General features: G+C 58.5%; 13 protein-coding genes. 12 read left to right on the top strand and 1 reads right to left on the bottom strand.

Annotated elements, in window-relative coordinates:
• Positions 1 to 6 precede the first annotated feature (6 nt).
• Complete coding sequence (locus ACTQ05_RS04700; RefSeq protein WP_441064046.1) at positions 7 to 2,160, bottom strand: LTA synthase family protein; 2,154 nt, start codon at positions 2,158 to 2,160, stop codon at positions 7 to 9.
• A gap of 194 nt (positions 2,161 to 2,354) precedes the next feature.
• Here ACTQ05_RS04700 and uvrA point away from each other — a divergent pair, with 194 nt between their 5' ends.
• From uvrA to ACTQ05_RS04640, 12 genes are all read left to right on the top strand, one after another.
• Positions 2,355 to 5,234, top strand: a complete 2,880-nt coding sequence (gene uvrA / locus ACTQ05_RS04695) for an excinuclease ABC subunit UvrA (protein WP_441064045.1) — start codon at positions 2,355 to 2,357, stop codon at positions 5,232 to 5,234.
• A 134-nt stretch (positions 5,235 to 5,368) separates the two neighbouring features.
• The gene (gene ybaK, locus ACTQ05_RS04690; protein WP_154517518.1) at positions 5,369 to 5,869 is read left to right on the top strand and encodes a Cys-tRNA(Pro) deacylase; all 501 of its coding nucleotides are present in this window, start codon (positions 5,369 to 5,371) and stop codon (positions 5,867 to 5,869) included.
• A 3-nt stretch (positions 5,870 to 5,872) separates the two neighbouring features.
• Positions 5,873 to 8,170, top strand: a complete 2,298-nt coding sequence (gene murJ / locus ACTQ05_RS04685) for a murein biosynthesis integral membrane protein MurJ (RefSeq protein ID WP_441064043.1) — start codon at positions 5,873 to 5,875, stop codon at positions 8,168 to 8,170.
• A 60-nt stretch (positions 8,171 to 8,230) separates the two neighbouring features.
• Positions 8,231 to 10,117, top strand: coding sequence for an excinuclease ABC subunit UvrC (gene uvrC, locus ACTQ05_RS04680; RefSeq protein ID WP_427728785.1), 1,887 nt, complete (start codon positions 8,231 to 8,233; stop codon positions 10,115 to 10,117).
• A 364-nt stretch (positions 10,118 to 10,481) separates the two neighbouring features.
• Entirely contained in the window at positions 10,482 to 12,089 is a 1,608-nt protein-coding gene (locus ACTQ05_RS04675; protein WP_427718660.1) for an ABC transporter substrate-binding protein, read from the top strand.
• Between the two features lie 157 nt (positions 12,090 to 12,246).
• Positions 12,247 to 13,203: an ABC transporter permease gene (locus tag ACTQ05_RS04670; RefSeq protein WP_370450641.1), complete on the top strand. Its 957-nt coding sequence runs from the start codon at positions 12,247 to 12,249 to the stop codon at positions 13,201 to 13,203.
• A 3-nt stretch (positions 13,204 to 13,206) separates the two neighbouring features.
• Positions 13,207 to 15,222, top strand: coding sequence for a dipeptide/oligopeptide/nickel ABC transporter permease/ATP-binding protein (locus tag ACTQ05_RS04665; RefSeq protein WP_154517511.1), 2,016 nt, complete (start codon positions 13,207 to 13,209; stop codon positions 15,220 to 15,222).
• On the top strand, positions 15,223 to 16,050 hold the full coding sequence (locus ACTQ05_RS04660; RefSeq protein WP_154517508.1) for an ABC transporter ATP-binding protein: 828 nt from the start codon (positions 15,223 to 15,225) through the stop codon (positions 16,048 to 16,050).
• A gap of 80 nt (positions 16,051 to 16,130) precedes the next feature.
• The gene (locus ACTQ05_RS04655; RefSeq protein WP_427728772.1) at positions 16,131 to 17,108 is read left to right on the top strand and encodes an acetylxylan esterase; all 978 of its coding nucleotides are present in this window, start codon (positions 16,131 to 16,133) and stop codon (positions 17,106 to 17,108) included.
• On the top strand, positions 17,101 to 17,952 hold the full coding sequence (locus ACTQ05_RS04650) for an acetylxylan esterase (RefSeq protein WP_441538128.1): 852 nt from the start codon (positions 17,101 to 17,103) through the stop codon (positions 17,950 to 17,952). The genes ACTQ05_RS04655 and ACTQ05_RS04650 overlap by 8 nt, the downstream gene beginning before the upstream one ends.
• Positions 17,953 to 18,020: 68 nt before the next feature.
• Complete coding sequence (locus ACTQ05_RS04645) at positions 18,021 to 18,941, top strand: dihydrodipicolinate synthase family protein (protein WP_427718650.1); 921 nt, start codon at positions 18,021 to 18,023, stop codon at positions 18,939 to 18,941.
• 170 nt (positions 18,942 to 19,111) lie between these two features.
• A complete protein-coding gene (locus tag ACTQ05_RS04640; protein WP_427728775.1) occupies positions 19,112 to 20,077 on the top strand; it encodes an ROK family protein in 966 nt (321 codons plus the stop codon).
• Positions 20,078 to 20,103: the final 26 nt, after the last annotated feature.

Genomic DNA, 20,103 nt, shown 5'->3' with positions numbered 1-20,103 from the left:
GCGGGCTTACTGAACTTTGCTGGCGAACTCGAGGTATTGCATGCGCTGCAGCTTGTCGATCGTCGAGGCGTATGGGCTGTCTTCAGATTCCAAATCGTAGCGCAGCCCGTCGGCACCAAGATAGCCGGCGACATTGATGGTGGGCACATCTGACCTTGTTGCAAGCAGAGCCTTTTGATAGTCGGTGAGCGGGGCGCCGATCTTATTAAGGGTAATGGCTGCAATCTCGTTTGCCCCGACGGTGTCGTAGACGTTGAGCTCGGTATTGCCGGCGATTTCATAGTTAGCCCAGACGAAATAGGTCGACTGATAGATACGGAAAGCGTGGCTTGCCGTATCTTCCTGAGGGTACAGCTCGTCGTTGAGAGTCGTTGCGGCGCTCGGCTGATGGTCGCCAAAAAAGACAAGGACAACCGGTCTTCCGATATTGCGGAGCTCGTTGATAAAGTACTCGAGGTCCCGGTCGGATGCGTTGATGCAGGTAAGATAGGTGTTGAGCGCGCTATTGGCGCCCTCGCTGGCTCCCTCGACCCAATAGTTTGTCAGCTCTTCGGCGGGAACGGTGCCATAGTCGTAGCCGCCGTGATTTTGCATCGTGACGTCAAAGATGAACTGCGGGGCTTCGTCGGTTCTAAGCAGGTCGAGTATCTTGTCGTAGGTGGCGTAGTCGCATACGCCGGCATGGTAACAGGGCGCACCTTCGAAATCGCCGATTGAAAGAAAGTCTCCAAAGCCCAGCTGCTGATAGATTTTATCTCGATGGTAGTTGACGGGGTTTTGCGGGTGCATAGCGGTAGCGGTATACCCAAGCTCCTTAAGGTCCTTTGCCAGGCTGTTGACGCCATTCATCTGATATAGCTGATAGGGGATTTTGCCTAATCCGACAAAGGCCGTTGTCGCTCCGGTCAAAAATTCGAATTCGGAGTTCGCCGTTCCGCCACCGGCGACCGAAGCGAGCATGGTGCCGCGAACAAGTGTGTCGGGAAGCGAGTTGTAGAATGCGGGGCCGGTGTACCCGGCCGCCTGGAGCTGCTCAAAGCACGAAAGGTCGCTAAAACTCTCGTTCATGACGGCAACAATCGTCGGCTTGATTTCATTGAACTGGGCAACGGCCGCCGCGCGCTGCTCGCTCGAGCCATACGTGCTGTCGTAGGTGGCGGCGAGCTCTTGCTCGATGCTCTGCGCCTCATCGGGCGTATAGTCTTCGGGCTTCTCAATGGGCAACTCGTTGACCATTTCGGTGAACGAAGTGATAAAACCCTGAGACGCATACGTGGTGATGGGCTGCCAACGGTCAAATCCAAAATTCAGCGCCTGCTCCAAGTCGATGCTGGAAAAGCCCGAGAGCCCCACAACGGTCACTAGCAGAAAAGCGCAGAGGTTAGCGGCGATTGCGGGGAAGACATGGGTGGGCGTACGGAGCTTTCTCGGTCGAATAAGCGAAAGAAGCCCCAGGGAAATCTCTAGCAGGGCTAGAGAGGTTACGATTCCGGCGGTAAAGGTAAACTCGTATCCCTCGCTCACTTCCATTGCGGTGCCAAGGGCCAAGATATCGCTTGGCAGGATGGCCTCGCCTTTAAACGTTATGACGAAGTGCTCGGCAATGCCAAGGATGCAACAGACGACGGGCACGAGGACCATGACGCCTCCATGACGCTGTCCCAGCAAATAAAGGGAGAGCAGAACCGTCGCGAGCAGCCCGACGGAAAACCCGAATGAGTTGGCGGGAATGCGATAGAACGTTTCGTTGCAGGAAATTTCGAGTGAAACGAACGAGAGCGCTGAAACAGCGGCGATGACAAGGATGTCACGGCAAATACAGGCAACCGTTCCCGTCGCAAGATCGGTTTGGTCGATAAGTCCCGAAACCAAAGGCTCGACAAGAAGTATGACGGCGGCAGCACCGAGCGCCGAATAAGAAAGGACCCATAGGGAACTGCCCTCATTTACGAGCAATTGATTCGTAATCCATGCAGCTACCATGCCGAGCGGGATGAGGAGCGTCGCGCACCAAAAGACGCGGGCAATGGGCGGCTTTTCATTGTGTTTGATTGAAAAATACACGCGCACGACGACGGTGGCCACGATAAGGACGGCGATGAATATGGGCAGATTGGCCATGTCGCTCGAAGTGATTTCAAGGGGGATATCTTCGGTCATGGACGTTCCTCTGTTACAGCAAATTAAGTTCAGTGATTAGATTACTGTAACCTTTCCACGGCATTTCGAGAAACAAAGCGCCCGATACGCAAAGCTAAAGGTCTGCGAATCTTGTATTACGAACATCTGTGCGCGTCGAGTGCGCTAAACTCATCGGCAGTATGATTCGATGCAATAGGAGGCAAGGAGCTTCCATGTCTGATTCTTCTATCGTTATTCGCGGCGCTCGTGAGCACAACCTCCGTGATATCGATGTTTCCATTCCGCGTGACCAACTCGTGGTCATTACCGGTCTTTCTGGCTCGGGCAAGAGCTCGCTGGCATTTGACACTATCTATGCCGAGGGCCAGCGTCGATACGTCGAGAGCCTTTCGAGCTATGCGCGCCAGTTCTTGGGCCAGATGGACAAACCCGACTTGGATTCAATCGACGGCCTTTCGCCGGCGGTGTCGATCGATCAAAAGACGACGTCTAAAAACCCTCGCTCGACGGTTGGCACCGTAACCGAGATTTATGACTATCTGCGCCTGCTGTTCGCCCGTGTGGGCACCCCGCACTGTCCCGAATGCGGCCGCGTCATTGAGCGCCAGACGACCGACCAGGTTGCCGACAAGGTCTTGGCGGCGGGGGAGGGTCGCCGCGCGTTTGTGCTGGCACCGGTGGTGCGCGGGCGAAAAGGCGAGTACACCAAACTGTTTGAGGACCTTCGCGCCGAGGGCTTTAGCCGCGTGCGTGTCGACGGTGAAGTGCGCTCACTCGACGATCCAATCGATCTGGACAAGAAGTTCAAGCACGATATCGAGGTCGTGGTCGATCGCATCGTGATCCGTGAGAACTCTCTGGGCCGTATCGCCGAGTCCGTTGAGCAGGCGACCGCGCTGGCTCACGGCAATGTAAATGTGTACATGCTGCCCGATCGTGATGCTCCCGAGGGGACCGAGGGCGAGCTGCTGGAGTATTCGTTGGCCTTGGCGTGCCCGGAGCATGGACACTCCATCGACGATCTTCAGCCGCGTGATTTTTCGTTTAACGCTCCCTATGGCGCATGTCCTGAGTGCGACGGCCTGGGCTTTAAGAAAACCGTTGATGCCGAGGCGCTGATCGAGGACCCCTCGAAGTCCATTGCCGACGGAGTCTTTGGTAGCCTGTTTGGCAATTCGAACTACTACCCGCAGATTTTTGCTGCGGTCTGTAAACACTTTAAGGTAAGCGCTGATACGCCGTGGGAGGACTTGCCCCCTCGCGTGCGTCGTACATTCTTGGATGGCCTGGGCGATACGAAGATCTCGGTTGACTACCAAAAGCTCGACGGACGTCGTAGCCAGTGGGATACCAAGTTTTCGGGCGTTCGCAACATCCTGTACGAACGCTATACCGAGACGACGAACGAGAACACCAAGGCGCGCTTGGAGAAGTACATTCGCGAGGAACCGTGCTCGAGCTGCCACGGCGCTCGTTTGCGCCCTGAGATGCTCGCCGTCACCGTGGGCGGCAAGTCCATTTACGAGGTTTGCTGCCTGTCGTGCCGTGAGTCGCTCGAGTTTTTTGAGGGCCTGGAGCTCACCGAGCGCCAACAGTTTATCGGCGGGCGCATCGTCAAGGAAATCCTGGAGCGCTTGCGTTTTCTGGTCGATGTTGGACTCGACTATCTGACGCTCGATCGTGCCTCGGCGACGCTTTCTGGTGGCGAGGCGCAGCGTATTCGCCTGGCAACGCAGATCGGCGCGGGTCTCATGGGCGTGCTCTATATTCTAGACGAGCCATCGATCGGCCTTCATCAGCGCGATAACGAGCGCCTGATCAAGACCCTTGAGCGCCTGCGCGATATCGGCAATACCGTCATCGTCGTCGAACACGACGAGGACACGATCCGTGCCGCCGACTACGTGATCGACATGGGGCCCGGCGCCGGCGTCAACGGCGGACACGTAGTCGCGGCGGGAACGCCTGCCGATATCATGGCGTGTCCTGAGTCGATGACGGGCGCTTATCTGACCGGCAAACGAATGATCCGGGTGCCTGATGAACGGCGCAAGCCCGGTCGCGGCTGCCTTAAAATTACGGGCGCTCGAGCTAACAACCTCAAAAACGTTACTGCCAAGATCGAGTTTGGTACGCTTACGGTTGTTACCGGCGTGTCGGGATCGGGCAAGAGCTCCCTGGTTACCGACACCATTGCGCCTGCCCTTACGAATGCTATTCACCGTTCGACGCGCCCTGTGGGTCCGTATAAGAAAATCGAGGGCATCGAGTGTATCGATAAGGTTATCGATATCGACCAGTCGCCGATTGGCCGCACACCGCGTTCCAACCCTGCTACCTATATTGGCCTGTGGGATGATCTTCGCGCGCTGTTTGCGAGTACGCCGGAGTCGAAGGCGCGCGGCTACTCGCCGGGTCGTTTCTCCTTTAATGTGAGTGGCGGGCGCTGTGAGGCGTGCAAGGGCGACGGACAGATCAAGATCGAGATGCACTTCCTTCCCGATATCTACGTTCCCTGCGAAGTTTGCGGCGGTAAACGCTACAACCGCGAGACACTCGAGGTCACCTACCGTGGCAAGACCATCTCGGACGTGCTCGACATGAGCGTCACCGAGGCGCTGGCCTTCTTTGGGAATATCCCGCAGATTAAGCGCAAGCTTCAGACTTTGTATGACGTTGGCTTGGGCTATGTGAGTTTGGGGCAGCCTGCCACGACGCTTTCGGGCGGCGAGGCGCAGCGTGTGAAACTCGCCAAGGAGCTTCATCGACGCCAGACGGGCAAGACGTTCTATATTTTGGACGAGCCGACGACCGGCCTTCATTTTGAGGACGTCCGCCAGCTGCTCGATGTGCTGCAGCGCTTGGTCGATGCGGGCAACACGGTGCTGGTGATTGAACACAACCTTGATGTCATCAAGGTTGCCGACCGCCTGATCGATATGGGTCCCGAGGGCGGCAATGGCGGCGGAACCGTCGTGGTCTCGGGTACGCCGGAGCAGGTCGCGGCATGTTCGCAGAGTTACACGGGCAAGTTCTTGGCACCGCTGCTCAAGCGCGACCGCGAGCGTCAGGCACAACTCGACGCCCAGTAAAGAGACGCCGTCGTACGAGAAGCGCCACCGATTCCTTTCGATTCGGTGGCGCTTCTGTGTGTCGAGATGACGTATGCGGCTAAATTGGACATATACTTAGGCGTTACGTTCGAATGCGAGGGAAGGGACATGCCATGGCAAAGGCTGCAAAGACGCCGAAAACCAATGCGATGCGCGAGCTGGAAAACGCCGGCATCTCCTATATTCTCCATACGTATGAAGACGATGGCGATGAGTCGGTGGGTTTAGGCGTTGCAATTTTGGAACAACTTGGCGAGGAGCCTGGCCAGGGGTTTAAGACCTTGGTTTGCGTGACGCCGTCCAACGAACACGTTGTGTGCTGTCTTCCCGTTGCCGACGAGCTTGACCTAAAGGCCGCCGCGCGCGCCGCTGGTGAAAAGTCGCTGACCATGATGCATGTCAAGGACTTGCTTGCCGCGACGGGGTATGTCCGGGGCGGCTGCAGTCCAGTCGGCATGAAAAAACGCTTTCGGACGCTGATCGATGAGACATGCGTCCTTTGGGATACCATTTTTATCTCAGGCGGTAAGCGTGGCTATCAACTTGAGCTTGCCCCCGACGACTTAGTTGCATTTTGCGGGGCGACGGTTGCCCCGATCACGAGAGAGGACTGAGCGATGCCGCAGGAAGAATCGAAGCGCGGAGCTCACTTTGCAAAGGGTTCGGCTTCTCAGACGCCCGCGCCTGAGGCTTCTTCGGTCGATGACCAGATTCGAAACGCTTGGTCCGTTGCTGCAGATCCAGGGGAGACGGCTGTGTATTTGCGTGCCGCCGGTGCCGGTACGGTGCCTCCCCGCACGATTCTCTCTTCGGCTCGCCCCGATGAGACGGCGGTGTTTTTGGCCGCGGCTCAATCCCGTGCCGGACGGATGCCTGACGCCGGGGCGTCTCGTGCGCCGCGTCCCGATGAGACGGCGGTGTTTTTGATGGCGGCTCAGGGAAAGGGCGCACTGCAGGGTGTCCCAGCCGATCGTCCCGCGAGGCCTGCAACCGACGGTGATGGCGAGCAGTTGCTTTTGGATGACGAGTGGTCACCGCTCGGCTCGACCGATCCGGTCGAGGGCGTTGCTGTTGAGGACGATGATTGGGGTCCTTTGTCGTTTTCTGGTCGAACCGCTGCCGCCAGGGAAGTTGACACGGTGTTTGGTAATAATGCCGTAGCTAACGATGACGCTTCGTTTGACAACGATGTCACGCCTGTTGACGGAGCTTTTTCTGCCGATGATGCCGTTTTGGTCGACGACCCCTTCGCGATAATCGATGAGCCTGATATCGAGGTTGATTCTCGACAACACACTGAAGTCAGCCCCCAATCACAGGACGACGTAGATGATATGGGCTCGTCGGACTACTCTACGGTTGGCCGCTCTGCCGGCCTCATGACTGCACTGACCATTGTGTCGCGCGTCACCGGGTTTATCCGTACTTGGGCTATGGCTGCCGCCATCGGCATGTCGCTGCTTTCGTCTTCCTATCAGGTCGCCAACAACCTGCCCAATATGCTCTATGAGCTCGTGATGGGCGGTATGTTGGTTACCGCCTTTTTGCCGGTGTACATGGGCGTGCGTCGTGAGCAGGGTCGCGACGCCTCAAACGAATACGTAGGTAATCTGCTCGGCATCCTGCTTTTGCTGCTGGGCGGCATTTCGGTGTTGGGCACCGTGTTTGCTCCGGGCTTTATCTGGACGCAGTCGTTCCTTTCGGGCGATGGCGGAAGCATGGATACCGCTGCATTCATGTTCCGTTTCTTTGCCATTCAGATTTTGTTCTACGGCTTGGGCTCGGTGTTCTCGGGCGTTCTTAACGCGCATCGTGACTACTTTTGGTCGACGTTCGCCCCGGTACTCAACAATGTGATTGTCATTGCGAGTTTTATGGGCTTCGCTCCCGTATCTGCCTGCTTTGGTGAGCAAGCGGGCGTCGTTTTGATTTCGCTCGGCACGACGCTTGGCGTTTTTGTCCAGATGGCGTGCCAGATTCCCGCACTCGGTAAGCATGGTGTCCGGCCTCATATTCATATCGACTTTAAGGATCCTGCACTGCGACAGACGCTCGCGCTCGGCGTCCCGACGTTGCTCGCTACGGTATGCATGTTCGTGTCGACTTCCATTACCAACGCAGCCGCGCTGGTGGTGCAGCCCGAGACCGGTCCTTCTGTAATTGCCTATGCGCGCCTTTGGTACACACTGCCTTATGCCTTGATAGCCGCCTCGCTCTCGACGGCGCTTTATACCGAGCTTTCGCACGATGCCCAGGAAAAGGATTATGACAGCGTGCGCGTTGGTATCTCGCGCGGCGTGGCCCAGATGCTCTTCTTCCTGATTCCTTTCGCGCTATATCTCATTGTGTTTGCCCGTCCGCTCAACATGATTTATTGCGCCGGCAAGTTCGACGAGTCGGGTGTGGCGCTTGTGTCCGAGTTTCTGGTTTATCTGGCGCTCTCCCTGCCGCTCTACGGCGTGGTCGTGTTGATGCAGAAGAGCTTCTCGGCGTTGCTCGACATGAAGCCCTATAGCCGCTATTGCCTATACTCTGCTATCGGTCAGGCTGGTTCGGTTCTGCTGTTTGGTGTGGTGCTGGGCTATGGCATGCCTGCGATTGCGATGTCGTATGTTGTCGACTATGTGATTCTGGTCGGCTGTTCGCTGTGGTGGCTGCGTCGTCGTCTGCAGGGTCTTCAGGTTAAATCTATTCTGCACGGCTGCTTCTATGGCCTTTTGCTCGGCGGCCTGGGTGCCGCAGCGGGTGCCGGCGTTTTGTGGGCGCTCGAGAGTTTTGTCGGAGCGCTTGGCGGATCGATTCTTATTACCTTGGGCTATGTTTGCATCGCGGGCATGGTTTCACTTGCCGTGACTTTTGGCCTTGCCGTCCTTCTAAAGATGCCTGAGGTCTCCGCGCTTCTTCGCCGCAGGTAGGCAGTCGTGGCAGGTCATGACAACATTCCAACGCTTGCCGAACAGGTTTCGCGTGTGCCCATGCAGCCTGGCTGCTACCTTTGGAAAGATGCCAAGGGCGATGTCATTTACGTTGGCAAGGCTAAAAATCTGCGCTCGCGCATGCGTCAATATGTGACGTTGCAGGACGAGCGCCAAAAGATTCCACTGATGATGCAGCTGGTTGCGAGCTTTGACTATATCGTTGTCGAGAACGAGCACGAGGCGCTGGTGCTCGAGCGCAACCTGATCGGTCAATACCATCCGTACTTTAATGTCGACCTTAAGGACGATAAGAGCTATCCCTTTATCGCTATCACCAAGAGCGATCTGTTCCCAGCTATTAAATATACTCGTGAGCGTCATAAGCCGGGAACGCGTTATTTTGGTCCCTATACCGACAGCCGCGCGGCGCGCGAGACCATTGATACGCTGCGCAAGGTAATCCCGATCTGCTCGGCTTCTTGTGCGGAATGGCGTCGATGCCGCCGTATCGTCGAGTCCCACAAGGGCGAAGAAGATATCGTCAATATGATTTGCGCTCAAAACGGGCGTCCCTGCTTTGACTTCCATGTTGGCCGCGGTCCGGGGGCATGCGTCGGTGCGATCTCTCCAGCCGACTATGCTAAAAACGTTAAACGCGTCGAGCGATTTTTGTCGGGCCATCGTAAAGATGTCGTTGATGAGCTTACATCCGAGATGACGGACGCCGCCGAAGCGCTCGATTTTGAGCGGGCGGCGCGCGTCAAGCGTCGCTTGGAAGTTATTAGGGGCCTGGACGACCGACAGCAGGTCGTTTTTCCGTCGAGTGTCGATCTCGATGTGATTGGTTTCTATCGAGAAGAGACCATTTCGGCCGCCTGCGTGTTTGTTGTGCGCGAGGGGCGAACGGTTCGAACCTGTGAGTTCATTCTCGATAAGGGCCTGGATGTCGATGAAGAGGAGCTTCAGTCGGGCTTTCTCAAGCGCTATTACGACGAGACGGCTGATATTCCAGCCGAGGTGAACCTTTCCGTCGAGCTTGAGGATGCGGAGGCGCTAGGGGAGTGGCTTTCGGACAAGCGCGAGCGTTCCTGTCATCTCCATAGGCCTCAGCGCGGCGAAAAACACCGGTTGCTCGATATGGCATCTAAAAATGCGCGTCATGCCCTCATGCGTTATATGATGCGCACGGGATACGCCGACGATCGCACCAATCGAGCGCTCCTGGAGCTTGAGAGCGCCTTGGCGCTACCTGCGCCGCCAATGCGAATCGAGTGCTTCGATATCTCTACGCTTCATGGCACCTTTACGGTTGCCTCGATGGTGGTGTTTACCAACGGCCACGCCGACAAGAGCCAATACCGCCGCTTTAAAATCCAGGCCGAATTGGACGAGGCGAACGACTTCGTTTCGATGTCCGAGGTTTTGGGGCGTCGCTATGCTCCCGAGCGGATGGGCGACGAACGTTTTGGCTCGCGCCCCGATTTGCTCGTTGTCGACGGCGGCAAGCCGCAATTGACGGCTGCAATTAAGCAACTTGAGGCCCTTGGGCTCGATATACCAGTTTGTGGTTTGGCAAAGGCCGATGAGGAGGTTTTCGTGCCTTGGGACGAGACTCCTGTCGTACTTCCAACCGGGTCTGCGTCGCTCTATCTCATCAAGCAGGTGCGCGACGAATCGCACCGTTTTGCCATCACGTTCCATCGCGAATTGCGCGATAAAGCCATGACGGTCTCGGTACTCGATGACGTTCCAGGCGTGGGACCCACTAGAAAACGTGCAATTATGCGCCATTTTGGCTCGATGAAGCGGTTGCGCGCGGCGAGTGAGCAAGAGATCGCGGAAGTTCGCGGCATACCTGCCGATGTTGCCAAGGCGGTCCACGAGGCGCTCGTTGCATGGAATGCCGAGCGCGCCGAGGCCGCGGCTGGCCATTCCGATAGCTAAACACGAGCATAAACAACTGATATACATGATTGCGCGATTTTCAACCATTTATTTCGCCATGATTGCCTGCTGGTTTCGGGTTTTATTAACGCTAAAACGTTTGACTAACCCAAGCGAAAACCCTGCTATCCTGCGGGTTGACGAAGACTGATATCTCACCTCGCCGATACATACTGTCTGCTGTATCGTTTGTCAACGAATTCGGTGAACGGTAGTAAATACCGTTCAAGCGTATGTATGTATCGGTCGCCGAGCGCGGCACCTCAGTTGGGTTTGTCGGTAGGTAAGGTATATATCGTCCGCAAGTTGCGCGGGGGCAAGTTTAGGTGCCCCCGGGTAAGATTCTCTATTGATAGGAGAAGACATGGCCATCATCAATAAGGGTATGTCCAGGCGTTCGTTCCTTGGCCTCACCGGCAGCGTCGCTGCTGTCGCCGGCTTTGGTCTCACTGGCTGCGGTGGCAGCTCTAGCGACGAGGGTTCCGCTCCCGCCGATTCCGCCAACCGTGGCGGCGGCGTGATCACCGCCGGTTCCGCTTACGCTCCGTCCAGCTTCGACCCCGCCAGCACCGGCTCCGCCGTGGGCCTGGGCGCTAACTGGCACGTCGTCGAGGGCCTCTACGGCATCGATTACCACGACTACAGCACTTTCAACGAGCTCGCCACCGATGATCCCAAGTCCGTGGACGACACCACCTTCGAGGTCACCATCCGCAAGGGCGCCAAATTCTCCGATGGCACCGAGGTTACCGCTGACGACGTCGTCGCCTCCTACACCGCTTGCGCCGCTTCTGCCACCTACGCTCCGTTCTTCCAGCCTTTCGAGTCCATCGAGGCCAAGGATGCCAGCACCGTGACGGTCAAGACCAAGGTCCCCAACTTCTCCCTGCTCAAGGATCGTCTGGCCATCATTCGCGTTACTCCTGCCGCTCAGAGCGAGGAGGATCGCGCCAAGCAGCCGATCGGCTCCGGCCCCTGGATGTACGATTCTATCTCCGATACCGAGATCACCCTGGTTCCCAACCCCGAGTACAACGGTGAGTATGCTGCCGAGGATAAGAAGATCCAGTACAGCATCCTGACCGACCCCACCGCTCGCGTCACCGCTCAGCAGGAAGGCTCCACGCTCGTCATGGAGCTCGTTACCGCTGACGCCGTCGACCAGCTCGAGGGCGCTGGCTGCAAGATCGACAACGTCCAGGGCTTCGGCACCCGCTTCATCATGTTCAACGTCGCCAAGGAGCCTTGGAACGACGTCAAGGTCCGTCAGGCTGTCATGTATGCGCTCGACACCGAGAAGATGATCAGCAACACCTTCGCCGGCCTTGCTACCGCTGCCAGCTGCTACCTGCCCAAGAGCTTCACCAACTATCATGAGGCCTCCACGGTGTACAAGACCGACGCCAAGAAGGCCAAGAAGCTTATCGAGGAGTCCGGTATCACCCCGGGCGCCATTACCCTGCGCACCACCGATAACGAGCAGATCAAGGGTATGGCTGCCCAGGTCAAGAACGACCTCGACGCTCTCGGCTTCGATGTGACCATCCAGACCGATACCTCGCCGGCCACCTATGCTGCCATCGACGGCGGCGAGGCCTACGATATCCTCCTTGCCCCTGGCGATCCTTCCTGCTTCGGCGCAGACCCCGACCTGCTGCTCAACTGGTGGTACGGCGACAACGTCTGGATGCAGACCCGTTGCCCGTGGAAGGAGTCCGCTGAGTGGCAGAAGCTCCACGGCCTTATGGACGAGGCTCTTGCCGCCGAGGGCGACGAGCAGCAGAAGAAGTGGAACGAGTGCTTCGACATCATCGCCGACAACGCCGTTCTGTACCCCGTTGTCCACGTTAAGACCGTCTCCGCTTCCTGGAACGATCCGTCCACTGCGCCCAACGGCGAGGCCCTCGATGGCTTCAAGGGCATCGGCACGACGAGCATGTCCTTTAAGGGTGTCGCGACCGTCAAGGCGTAAGACTCGCTTGAGTCTATATGCAGGATGTCGGCCGTTGGGACCGTATCCTCATAGTTGAAACAAAGACCCGGGCGGCAACGATGTCGCTCGGGTCTTGTAATGAGTATCCGTACTCATATACCAGTTGGTCCTACCGACAAAAGAAAGGGGAGAGAACGTGAACAACTTTCTACGTTTGATTGGAAGGCGTCTCGTGGCGCTGCCGATCATGGCATTGGGCGTCACCGTCCTGGTGTTCTTCCTTATGTCGTTCTCCAAGACCGACCCCGCCTACACGGCGTTGGGTGACGGTGCCTCGCCCGAGGCGGTTGCCGAGTACCATGAGAAGTATGGTCTGGACGACCCCTGGCCCGTGCGCTACGTGCGCTATATGGGCAATTTGATCCATGGCGACATGGGCACCTATGGTGCTGCTCGCAACTCCGTTGCCAAGCGCATCTCCACGGCCCTACCCGTCACGATGCAGCTGACCTTCATCGGTCTTGCCATCGGTGCGGTCGTATCGTTTTTGCTCGGCGTCATCGCGGCACTGTATCGCGATAAATGGCCGGACCAAGTAATCCGCGTCTTTTCCATCGCCGGCTTGGCAACCCCGTCGTTCTGGCTTGCCGTTCTGTTGATCCTGCTGTTCTCCTCCTACCTTAAGGTACTCCCGGCATCGGGCGCCCTGCCGCACTTCACCACGAATCCGGCTGGCTATCTGGGACGCATGATCATGCCCGCCATCGCCTTGGCATTTCCGCTGACGGGTCAGATGACTCGTATCGTGCGTACCGCCATGGTCGAGGAGCTCGACAAGGACTATGTCCGTATGGCTCGCGGCGCCGGCGTTCCCGAGAAGGTCGTCGTCGGCATCAACGTTCTTCGCAACGCGCTGATCACCCCGGTCACCACCCTCGGTCTTAAGATTGGCTATCTCATGGGCGGCGCCGTCGTCATCGAGGTCATCTTCAACCTCCCCGGCATGGGTACTGCGATCCTGCAGGGCGTTCAGGGCAACGAGGCGAACCTGGTTCAGGGCGTCGTCATCGTCGTTGCTCTTGCCTTCATCATCATCAACATCGTGGTTGACATGCTCTACCTGCTCATCAACCCGCGCATCAGGACGGTGTAGATTATGGTAAAGATTCGAGAGAAGCAAACCGAGCAGCTCGAGAAGGCTGCCTCCAAGGGGCTCAAGCTCGGTGGCTGGAAGAAGATGACGCTGTCTTCTAAGATTGCCGCCATCGTGCTGGTGCTGGTCGCCCTGACTGCGATTCTTGCCCCCCTGCTTGCCCCCTATAGCCCGGTCGAGATCTTTACGGCTCGCCAGGCTCCCGGCAACGGGTTTATCTTCGGAACCGACGACAAGGGCCGTGACATCCTTTCGCGTATGCTCTACGGTGGCCGTTACTCGCTGATCATCGGCTTTGGTGCTACCGCTATGGCTCTGGTCTGTGGCTCCGTTGTCGGTGCTCTTGCTGCGGTTTCGCGCAAGGCCGTCTCCGAGACGATTATGCGCATCCTGGACATCATCATGTCTGTCCCGGGTATCGCCCTCGCAGCCGTCTTCGTTTCCATCCTGGGCAACTCCGTGCCGTCGATTATCTTTGCGATCGGCTTTATGTACACCCCGCAGATCGCCCGTATCGTGCGTGCCAACATCGTATCCGAGTACGGTGAGGACTATGTCCGCGCGGTCATCGTCTCCGGAGCCAAGGCTCCGTGGATTCTGATCAAGCACGTTCTTCGTAACTGCATTGCCCCGATCATGGTCTTCACCGTCACCCTGGTCGCCGATGCCATCATCTTCGAGGCTTCGCTGACCTTTATCGGCGCTGGCATCCAGGAGCCCACTGCTACGTGGGGCAACATCCTCGCCGACGCCCGCGGTGGCGTGCTCGCCGGTCGTTGGTGGCAGGCGCTGTTCCCGGGTCTGGCCATCATGATCACCTGCCTGGCGCTCAACATCCTCTCCGAGGGCATTACCGACGCTATGGCCGCTGCTCCTTCCGCCGCCCTGGATCCGACCGATTCCTCCAAGCGCCGCGAGGCCGACCTGCTGGTCTCCGACCCCGTTCGCGCCTACAAGGAGCAGGCCCAGTCCCTGTCCGCCCGTCTTGGCGCCCTGCGCGATGTCGAGCTCAAGCGTAACGACCGCCATGTGCCCGATGAGTCCGTTGAGCCGATTCTTTCGGTCCGCGATTTCTGCATCCAGTTTGAGCACCACGGCGATATCAACGTGGTCGACCATGTCAACTTTGACGTCCGTCCCGGCCAGACCATGGGCCTGGTAGGCGAGTCCGGCTGCGGTAAGTCCATCACCACGCTGGCCATCATGGGCCTGACCGATGAGGACGAGCATCTTTCCGGCGAGGTCCTCTGGGAGGGTCGTGACCTGCTCAAGATGAGCAAGAAGGAGTGGTTCGGCCTGCGCGGTACCGATATCGCCATGGTCTATCAGGACGCCCTGTCCTCGCTCAACCCTTCTATGCTCATCTCCGCCCAGATGAAGCAGCTCACCAAGCGCGGCGGCACCCGCAGCGCCGAGGAGCTCCTGGAGCTCGTCGGCCTCGATCCCAAGCGCACGCTCGAGAGCTATCCGCACGAGCTTTCCGGCGGACAGCGTCAGCGCGTTCTGATCGCTATGGCCCTTACCCGCGACCCCAAGCTGGTCATCTGCGACGAGCCCACGACCGCTCTGGACGTTACCGTCCAAAAGCAGGTCATTAAGCTGCTCAACGATCTTCAGGCCAAGCTCGGCTTTGCCATGATCTTCGTTTCGCATGACCTGGCGTTGGTCGCCGAGGTCGCCCATAACATCACGGTTATGTACGCCGGTCAGGTTATCGAGCAGGCGCCCACCAAGGAGCTGCTCACCAACCCGATTCACGAGTACACCCGCGGTCTTCTGGGCTCCGTTCTGTCCATCGAGAGCGGTTCGGGCCGCCTGCACCAGGTGCCCGGCGCCGTCCCCAGCCCGCGCGATTTCCCCAAGGGCGATCGCTTCGCGCCCCGCTCAAGCCATCCGCACATCGGCCTGGACACCCGTCCGGTCTTCAAGCGCGTGCCCGGCACCGAGCACTTCTATTCCGAGCTCCCCGATGAGGTGCTCAAGGCAAATGGTTTGACCCCTCATGCGGAGGTGATGTAGATGAGCGAGACTGCGGTCAACGGCGTCGAGCCGATTATCTTCCTTGACGATGTCCACGTCACCTTTAGGACCCGTACCGGTTCGATCCTGCACCCCAATCTGGTTCATGCCGTCCAAGGCGTGACCATTAAGCTCATGCCCGGTCAGACGATCGGCATCGTCGGCGAGTCCGGTTGCGGCAAGTCCACCACTGCTAATGTCATGTGCGGCCTGCAGGCCCCCACGAGTGGCAAGGTCTACTTTAAGGGCAAGGACGTCACCAAGCGTACTGCCGAGGATCGTCGTCACATGGGCCGCGTCATCTCGGTCGTGTTCCAGAATCCCGCGACGGCACTCAACCCTCGCATGGTCGTTCGTGAGCAGCTGCTCGATCCCATGCGCGTCCACAACCTGGGTACCGAGGCCGAGCAGGAGAAGCGCGTTAAGGAACTCCTGGAACTCACCGGTCTGCCCAGCTCTGCCGCCGAGGTTCTTCCCGGCCAGCTTTCGGGCGGTCAGCGCCAGCGCGTGGCAATTGCCCGTGCCCTGTCGTTGAACCCTGACGCCATCATCGCCGACGAGCCCACCTCGGCTCTGGACGTTTCGGTCCGCGCACAGATCCTCAACCTGTTGACCGATCTTAAGAAGGAGCTCGGCCTGGCTATGGTGTTCATTAGCCATGACATCCAGACGGTCCGCTACATCTCTGACGACATCATCGTCATGAACGGCGGCAAGATCGTCGAGCAGGGCGAGGCCAAGCAGGTCTTCCAGAACCCGCAGGACCCCTACACCAAGATGCTGCTCGGTGCTGCGCCGTCGCTGCTGCATCCCAAGCTTGGCGAGTAGGTTCGCTTTCCCTCCTGTGCGCCCGGCTCCCTTGCCGGGCGCACCCTCGTTGCGATTTCGAAAGGTTGGGTTCACGAGCCATGCCAAGCGCTCAGGAGCTACAACAGCAATTTGGTGGTTATCGGGGCGCCATGCCTCGTCCATCAGATTTCGATCTCTTTTGGAACGACCGCATGGCCGAGGCTGACGCCGTCGAGATCGACTATTCGGTCGAGGCGGCATCGATTGCCGATGCTGCGACCTGCCAGTTTTTTGACCTCTGGTATACCGGCATGTGTGGCGCCCGCCTGCATGCCAAGTATCTCAAGCCGGTTTCGGACGAGTCCGTGCCGCTGGTGCTACAGTTCCACGGCTATCCGGGCGCAAGCCGCAGTTGGTTCGAGCAGGCATCGTTTGCGGGTATGGGCATGGCACTTGTCGCCCTCGACTGCCCCGGTCAGGGTGGCCCCTCCGAGGATATTGGTGGATTTGAAGGCACAACGGTTGCCGGGCATATCGTTGCCGGTATCGACGGCGACCCGGCCAATCTCTACTACGTACGCTTGCATCAGGATATCCGCATTCTGTGCCGCATTGTTCGCGAGCTCGAGGGCATCGATCTTGCCCGTGTTTTTGTGAACGGTGCGTCGCAGGGCGGTGGCTTGGGCATTGCGACCTGCGCGCTTAACAGCGAGCTTATCAATCGTGCCGCCATCCTCTATCCTTTCCTGTCGGATTTCCGCCTGGTCTGGGATTTGGATGCCGACGACATTGCCTACGAGGGCCTGCGCTATTGGTCTCGCTGGTTTGACGAGGACTCGACTCGTATTGACGAGGCCTATGCCAAGCTGGCGTATTTCGATTCCAAGAACTTTGCCCCCATGGTCAAATGCCCCGTGCTGTTTGGCACGGGAACGGCTGATATCGTCTGTCCACCGGCGACGCAGTTTGCGGTCTACAATAACCTGACCTGTGAGAAGCGCCATGAGTTCTTTGAGGGTTTTGGCCACGAGGAGATTCAGGATTTTGACGATCTGATCATTCCGTTTTTCTGCAAGGAAGGGGAGGCTCATGTCTAAGTGCGAGAGCAATGTCAATGAGCTGATTGACCCCGAGCTTGCGGGGATCTCTGGGACGGTTTCGTCAAGGCTCTCCGATTTCCGTGATTGGCGCGGCGATGCCTTGGCGGATGTTTCCGAGTTGGAGGCAGCCGCTTCGGACCTTGAGGTTTGCGGACTGACTGTCACGGCGATCGATTTCGCCAATCCGTGCGCGCGCTACTCCGAGGTTTCCTTTGAACTTGCCGGGGAAGTCGTACACGGCCGTTTGATTGAGCCCTCAGGTTGCGCCCGGGCATCCGAGCTTGTGCCGCTATGCCTGATGTTTCACGACATCGACCGACCCGTACGTGGATGGCATCACATGACGAGGTTTGCCGCCATGGGATATGCCGTGCTTGCGCTGGACGACGATGTGATTGGGCTCAGCGAGCTGAGGCAGGGGGTTACCTCGCCCGTTTTTGTTGAACGCGTCCGCTGGGGCTGTGCAATGGCAAAGGTCGCGCGCAATCTTGACGGCATGGACCCCGACCGCATCTTTGCATGGGGCGAGGGCCTTGGCGGTGGAGTCGCGCTGGCGGTTTCTGCTCTGGACGAGCGGGGCCTTGCCTGCACGGCGGTTGCCAATCCGCTTCCCGGCGGCCTCGAAGCGCTGTCGTCTCGGGTGCGCGGATCGGTACTCATGGGTACATCGCTCATGGATGCCGTGAGCGATCCCAAGGGCCAGTTTGCCGTATTCAACGGTCTTGAGTGTGACCGGAGGCATATTATCTATGCCAAATATGCTCACGAACGCATCAATGCGTTCGAAAACGAAGTCGTCGACTTCTTTAACCAAGCGTTCTACCTGTGTTCTTTGGCCTAGACGGCCTGGACACTGCCAACAAGAGTGGGCGGCATAGGGCCACCCGCCAGACAACTAAGGAGATTCTTGTGGCAACTCAGAAATTCACCGGCGTAATTCCTCCCGTCGTTGTTCCCGATACCGAAGATCACCAGCTCGACGTTGCCTCCTTTGAGCGCAGCATCAACCGCATGATCGACGCCGGCGTCGATGGCCTGTTCTTCCTGGGCTCTTCGGGTGAGGTCGTTTTCTCCACCGACGAGCGTCGTCGACAGATCATCGCCGAGGCCGTTCGAATCGTCGACCACCGCGTTCCTGTTCTGGTCGGCATCATCGATACCGAGACCGAGCGCATGATTGAGCACGGTAAGGTTGCTCAGGAGCTGGGCGCCGATGCGCTCGTCGCCACCTGCCCGTTCTATGCCCTGCAGGGCATGACCGAGGTCGAGGAGCATTTCCGCATCCTGCACGAGGAGCTCGACCTGCCCATCTTTGCCTATGACATTCCCGTGTGCGTTCACACCAAGCTCCCCTGGAAGCTCCTTGCAAAGCTCGGCGCCGAGGGCGTCCTTGCTGGCGTCAAGGATTCCTCGGGTGACGACGTCTCGTTCCGCTACCTCGTTCAGGAGAACGAGAAGAACGGCCATCCGATGAGCATCCTCACCGGCCATGAAGTCGTCGTCGACGGTGCCTACCTTGGTGGCGCCGACGGCTCTGTCCCGGGGCTCGCCAACGTTGAGCCCGAGGGCTACGTGCGTCAGTGGAAGGCCGCTCAGGCTGGTGACTGGGCTACCGTCAAAGCCGAGCAGGATCGCCTCAATGAGATTTCGCACATCTGGGACGTCACCTCGGGCGTCCAGGGCTATGCCGGTGGCGTTGGCGCCTTCAAGACCGCTATGAACCTCATGGGCATTTTCGACAGCCCGACCATGCCGCGCCCGGTGAAGGCCATGACCGGCGAGAACGTCGAGGCGATTAGGAAGGTCCTCCAGGACAACGGTCTCCTGTAAAGCTTTCCCGGGCACCCGATCTTGGGGCTCAAGCGATCGAGCGTGACCCATTAGGTCAATGCCCGACCGCTTTCACCCCAACCCCGGGCACTCGGGAAGCCTTTAGCAAGCTGCGGCGATAACACCGCCTTTATTTCCTGTAGTTGTTTTTATCTCCTAAGGAGAGCGACATGGAGAACAAGTACATCTGCTCCGTTGATATCGGTGGCACCAAGATTGCGACCGCCATTATGGAATATCCGGCTGATGGCGGCGTGCCCCATCCCGTATTTGAGGCTGAGGTTCCCACCGAGGCCCAAGAGGGCGGTGAGGCCGTCTTCCAGCGTATCGAGGCGTCCATCAAGGCCGCTCTCGAGGCGAATCCCGATGTCGAGGTCCTTGGCGTCGGTATCGGTGCCGCTGGCGTCGTCGATCCCAAGACGGGCGCCATCGCGTATGCCAATGAGATCATGCCCGGCTGGTCCGGCGTTCAGTTGGGGCCGCGTCTGCGCGAGGACCTCGGTCTTCCCGTTGCCGTTGTAGGCGACGTGCAGGCTCATGCTCTGGGTGAGGCCCATTGGGGCGTCGGCAAGGGCAAGTTCTCCGTCTTGTGTCTGGGCATCGGCACGGGTATCGGAGGCGCATATGTCGAGAACGGCCGTGTGATGCAGGGCTTCCATGGTGCTGCCGGCCATATGGGCCACATCGAGTGCTCGGCTGCCGCCGGCATTCCCTGCGCCTGCGGGCGTTCCGGCCATCTGGAGTCGGTGGCTTCGGGTACGTCGATTGGGCGCATGTACGACGAGCGCTTCGGTCGTGTTGACCCCAGCCGTCCCTCGGTTGGCCGCGACGTGAACGACCTGTGCCGCGCGGGTGACGCAAAGGCGACCGAGGTCATCCACGATGCCGGCTTTGCATTGGGCGCTAGCTTGGGCTCGCTCGCCAACATTCTGGATCCAGAGGTCATCGTGCTTTCGGGTGGCGTAATTCACCAGGGACCCGATTGGCGTTCGCAGACGTGGAAGGATTCGGTACACGAGGGCTATGCCAGCCAGGCGCTCGATCCGCTTCAGGACACGCCGATCCTCATCGGTTCTCTGGAGGGCGACGCACCGCTTATCGGTGCCGCCGAGCATCTTCTTGCCTCGTTAAAGTAAACGTATCTGCTGTAGGAGCCTCCCGA

Source organism: Collinsella sp. LCP21S3_A9 (genome assembly GCF_052118785.1).
Taxonomy (GTDB): Bacteria; Actinomycetota; Coriobacteriia; order Coriobacteriales; family Coriobacteriaceae; genus Collinsella.
This window is presented reverse-complemented; position numbering and strand designations above follow the sequence as displayed.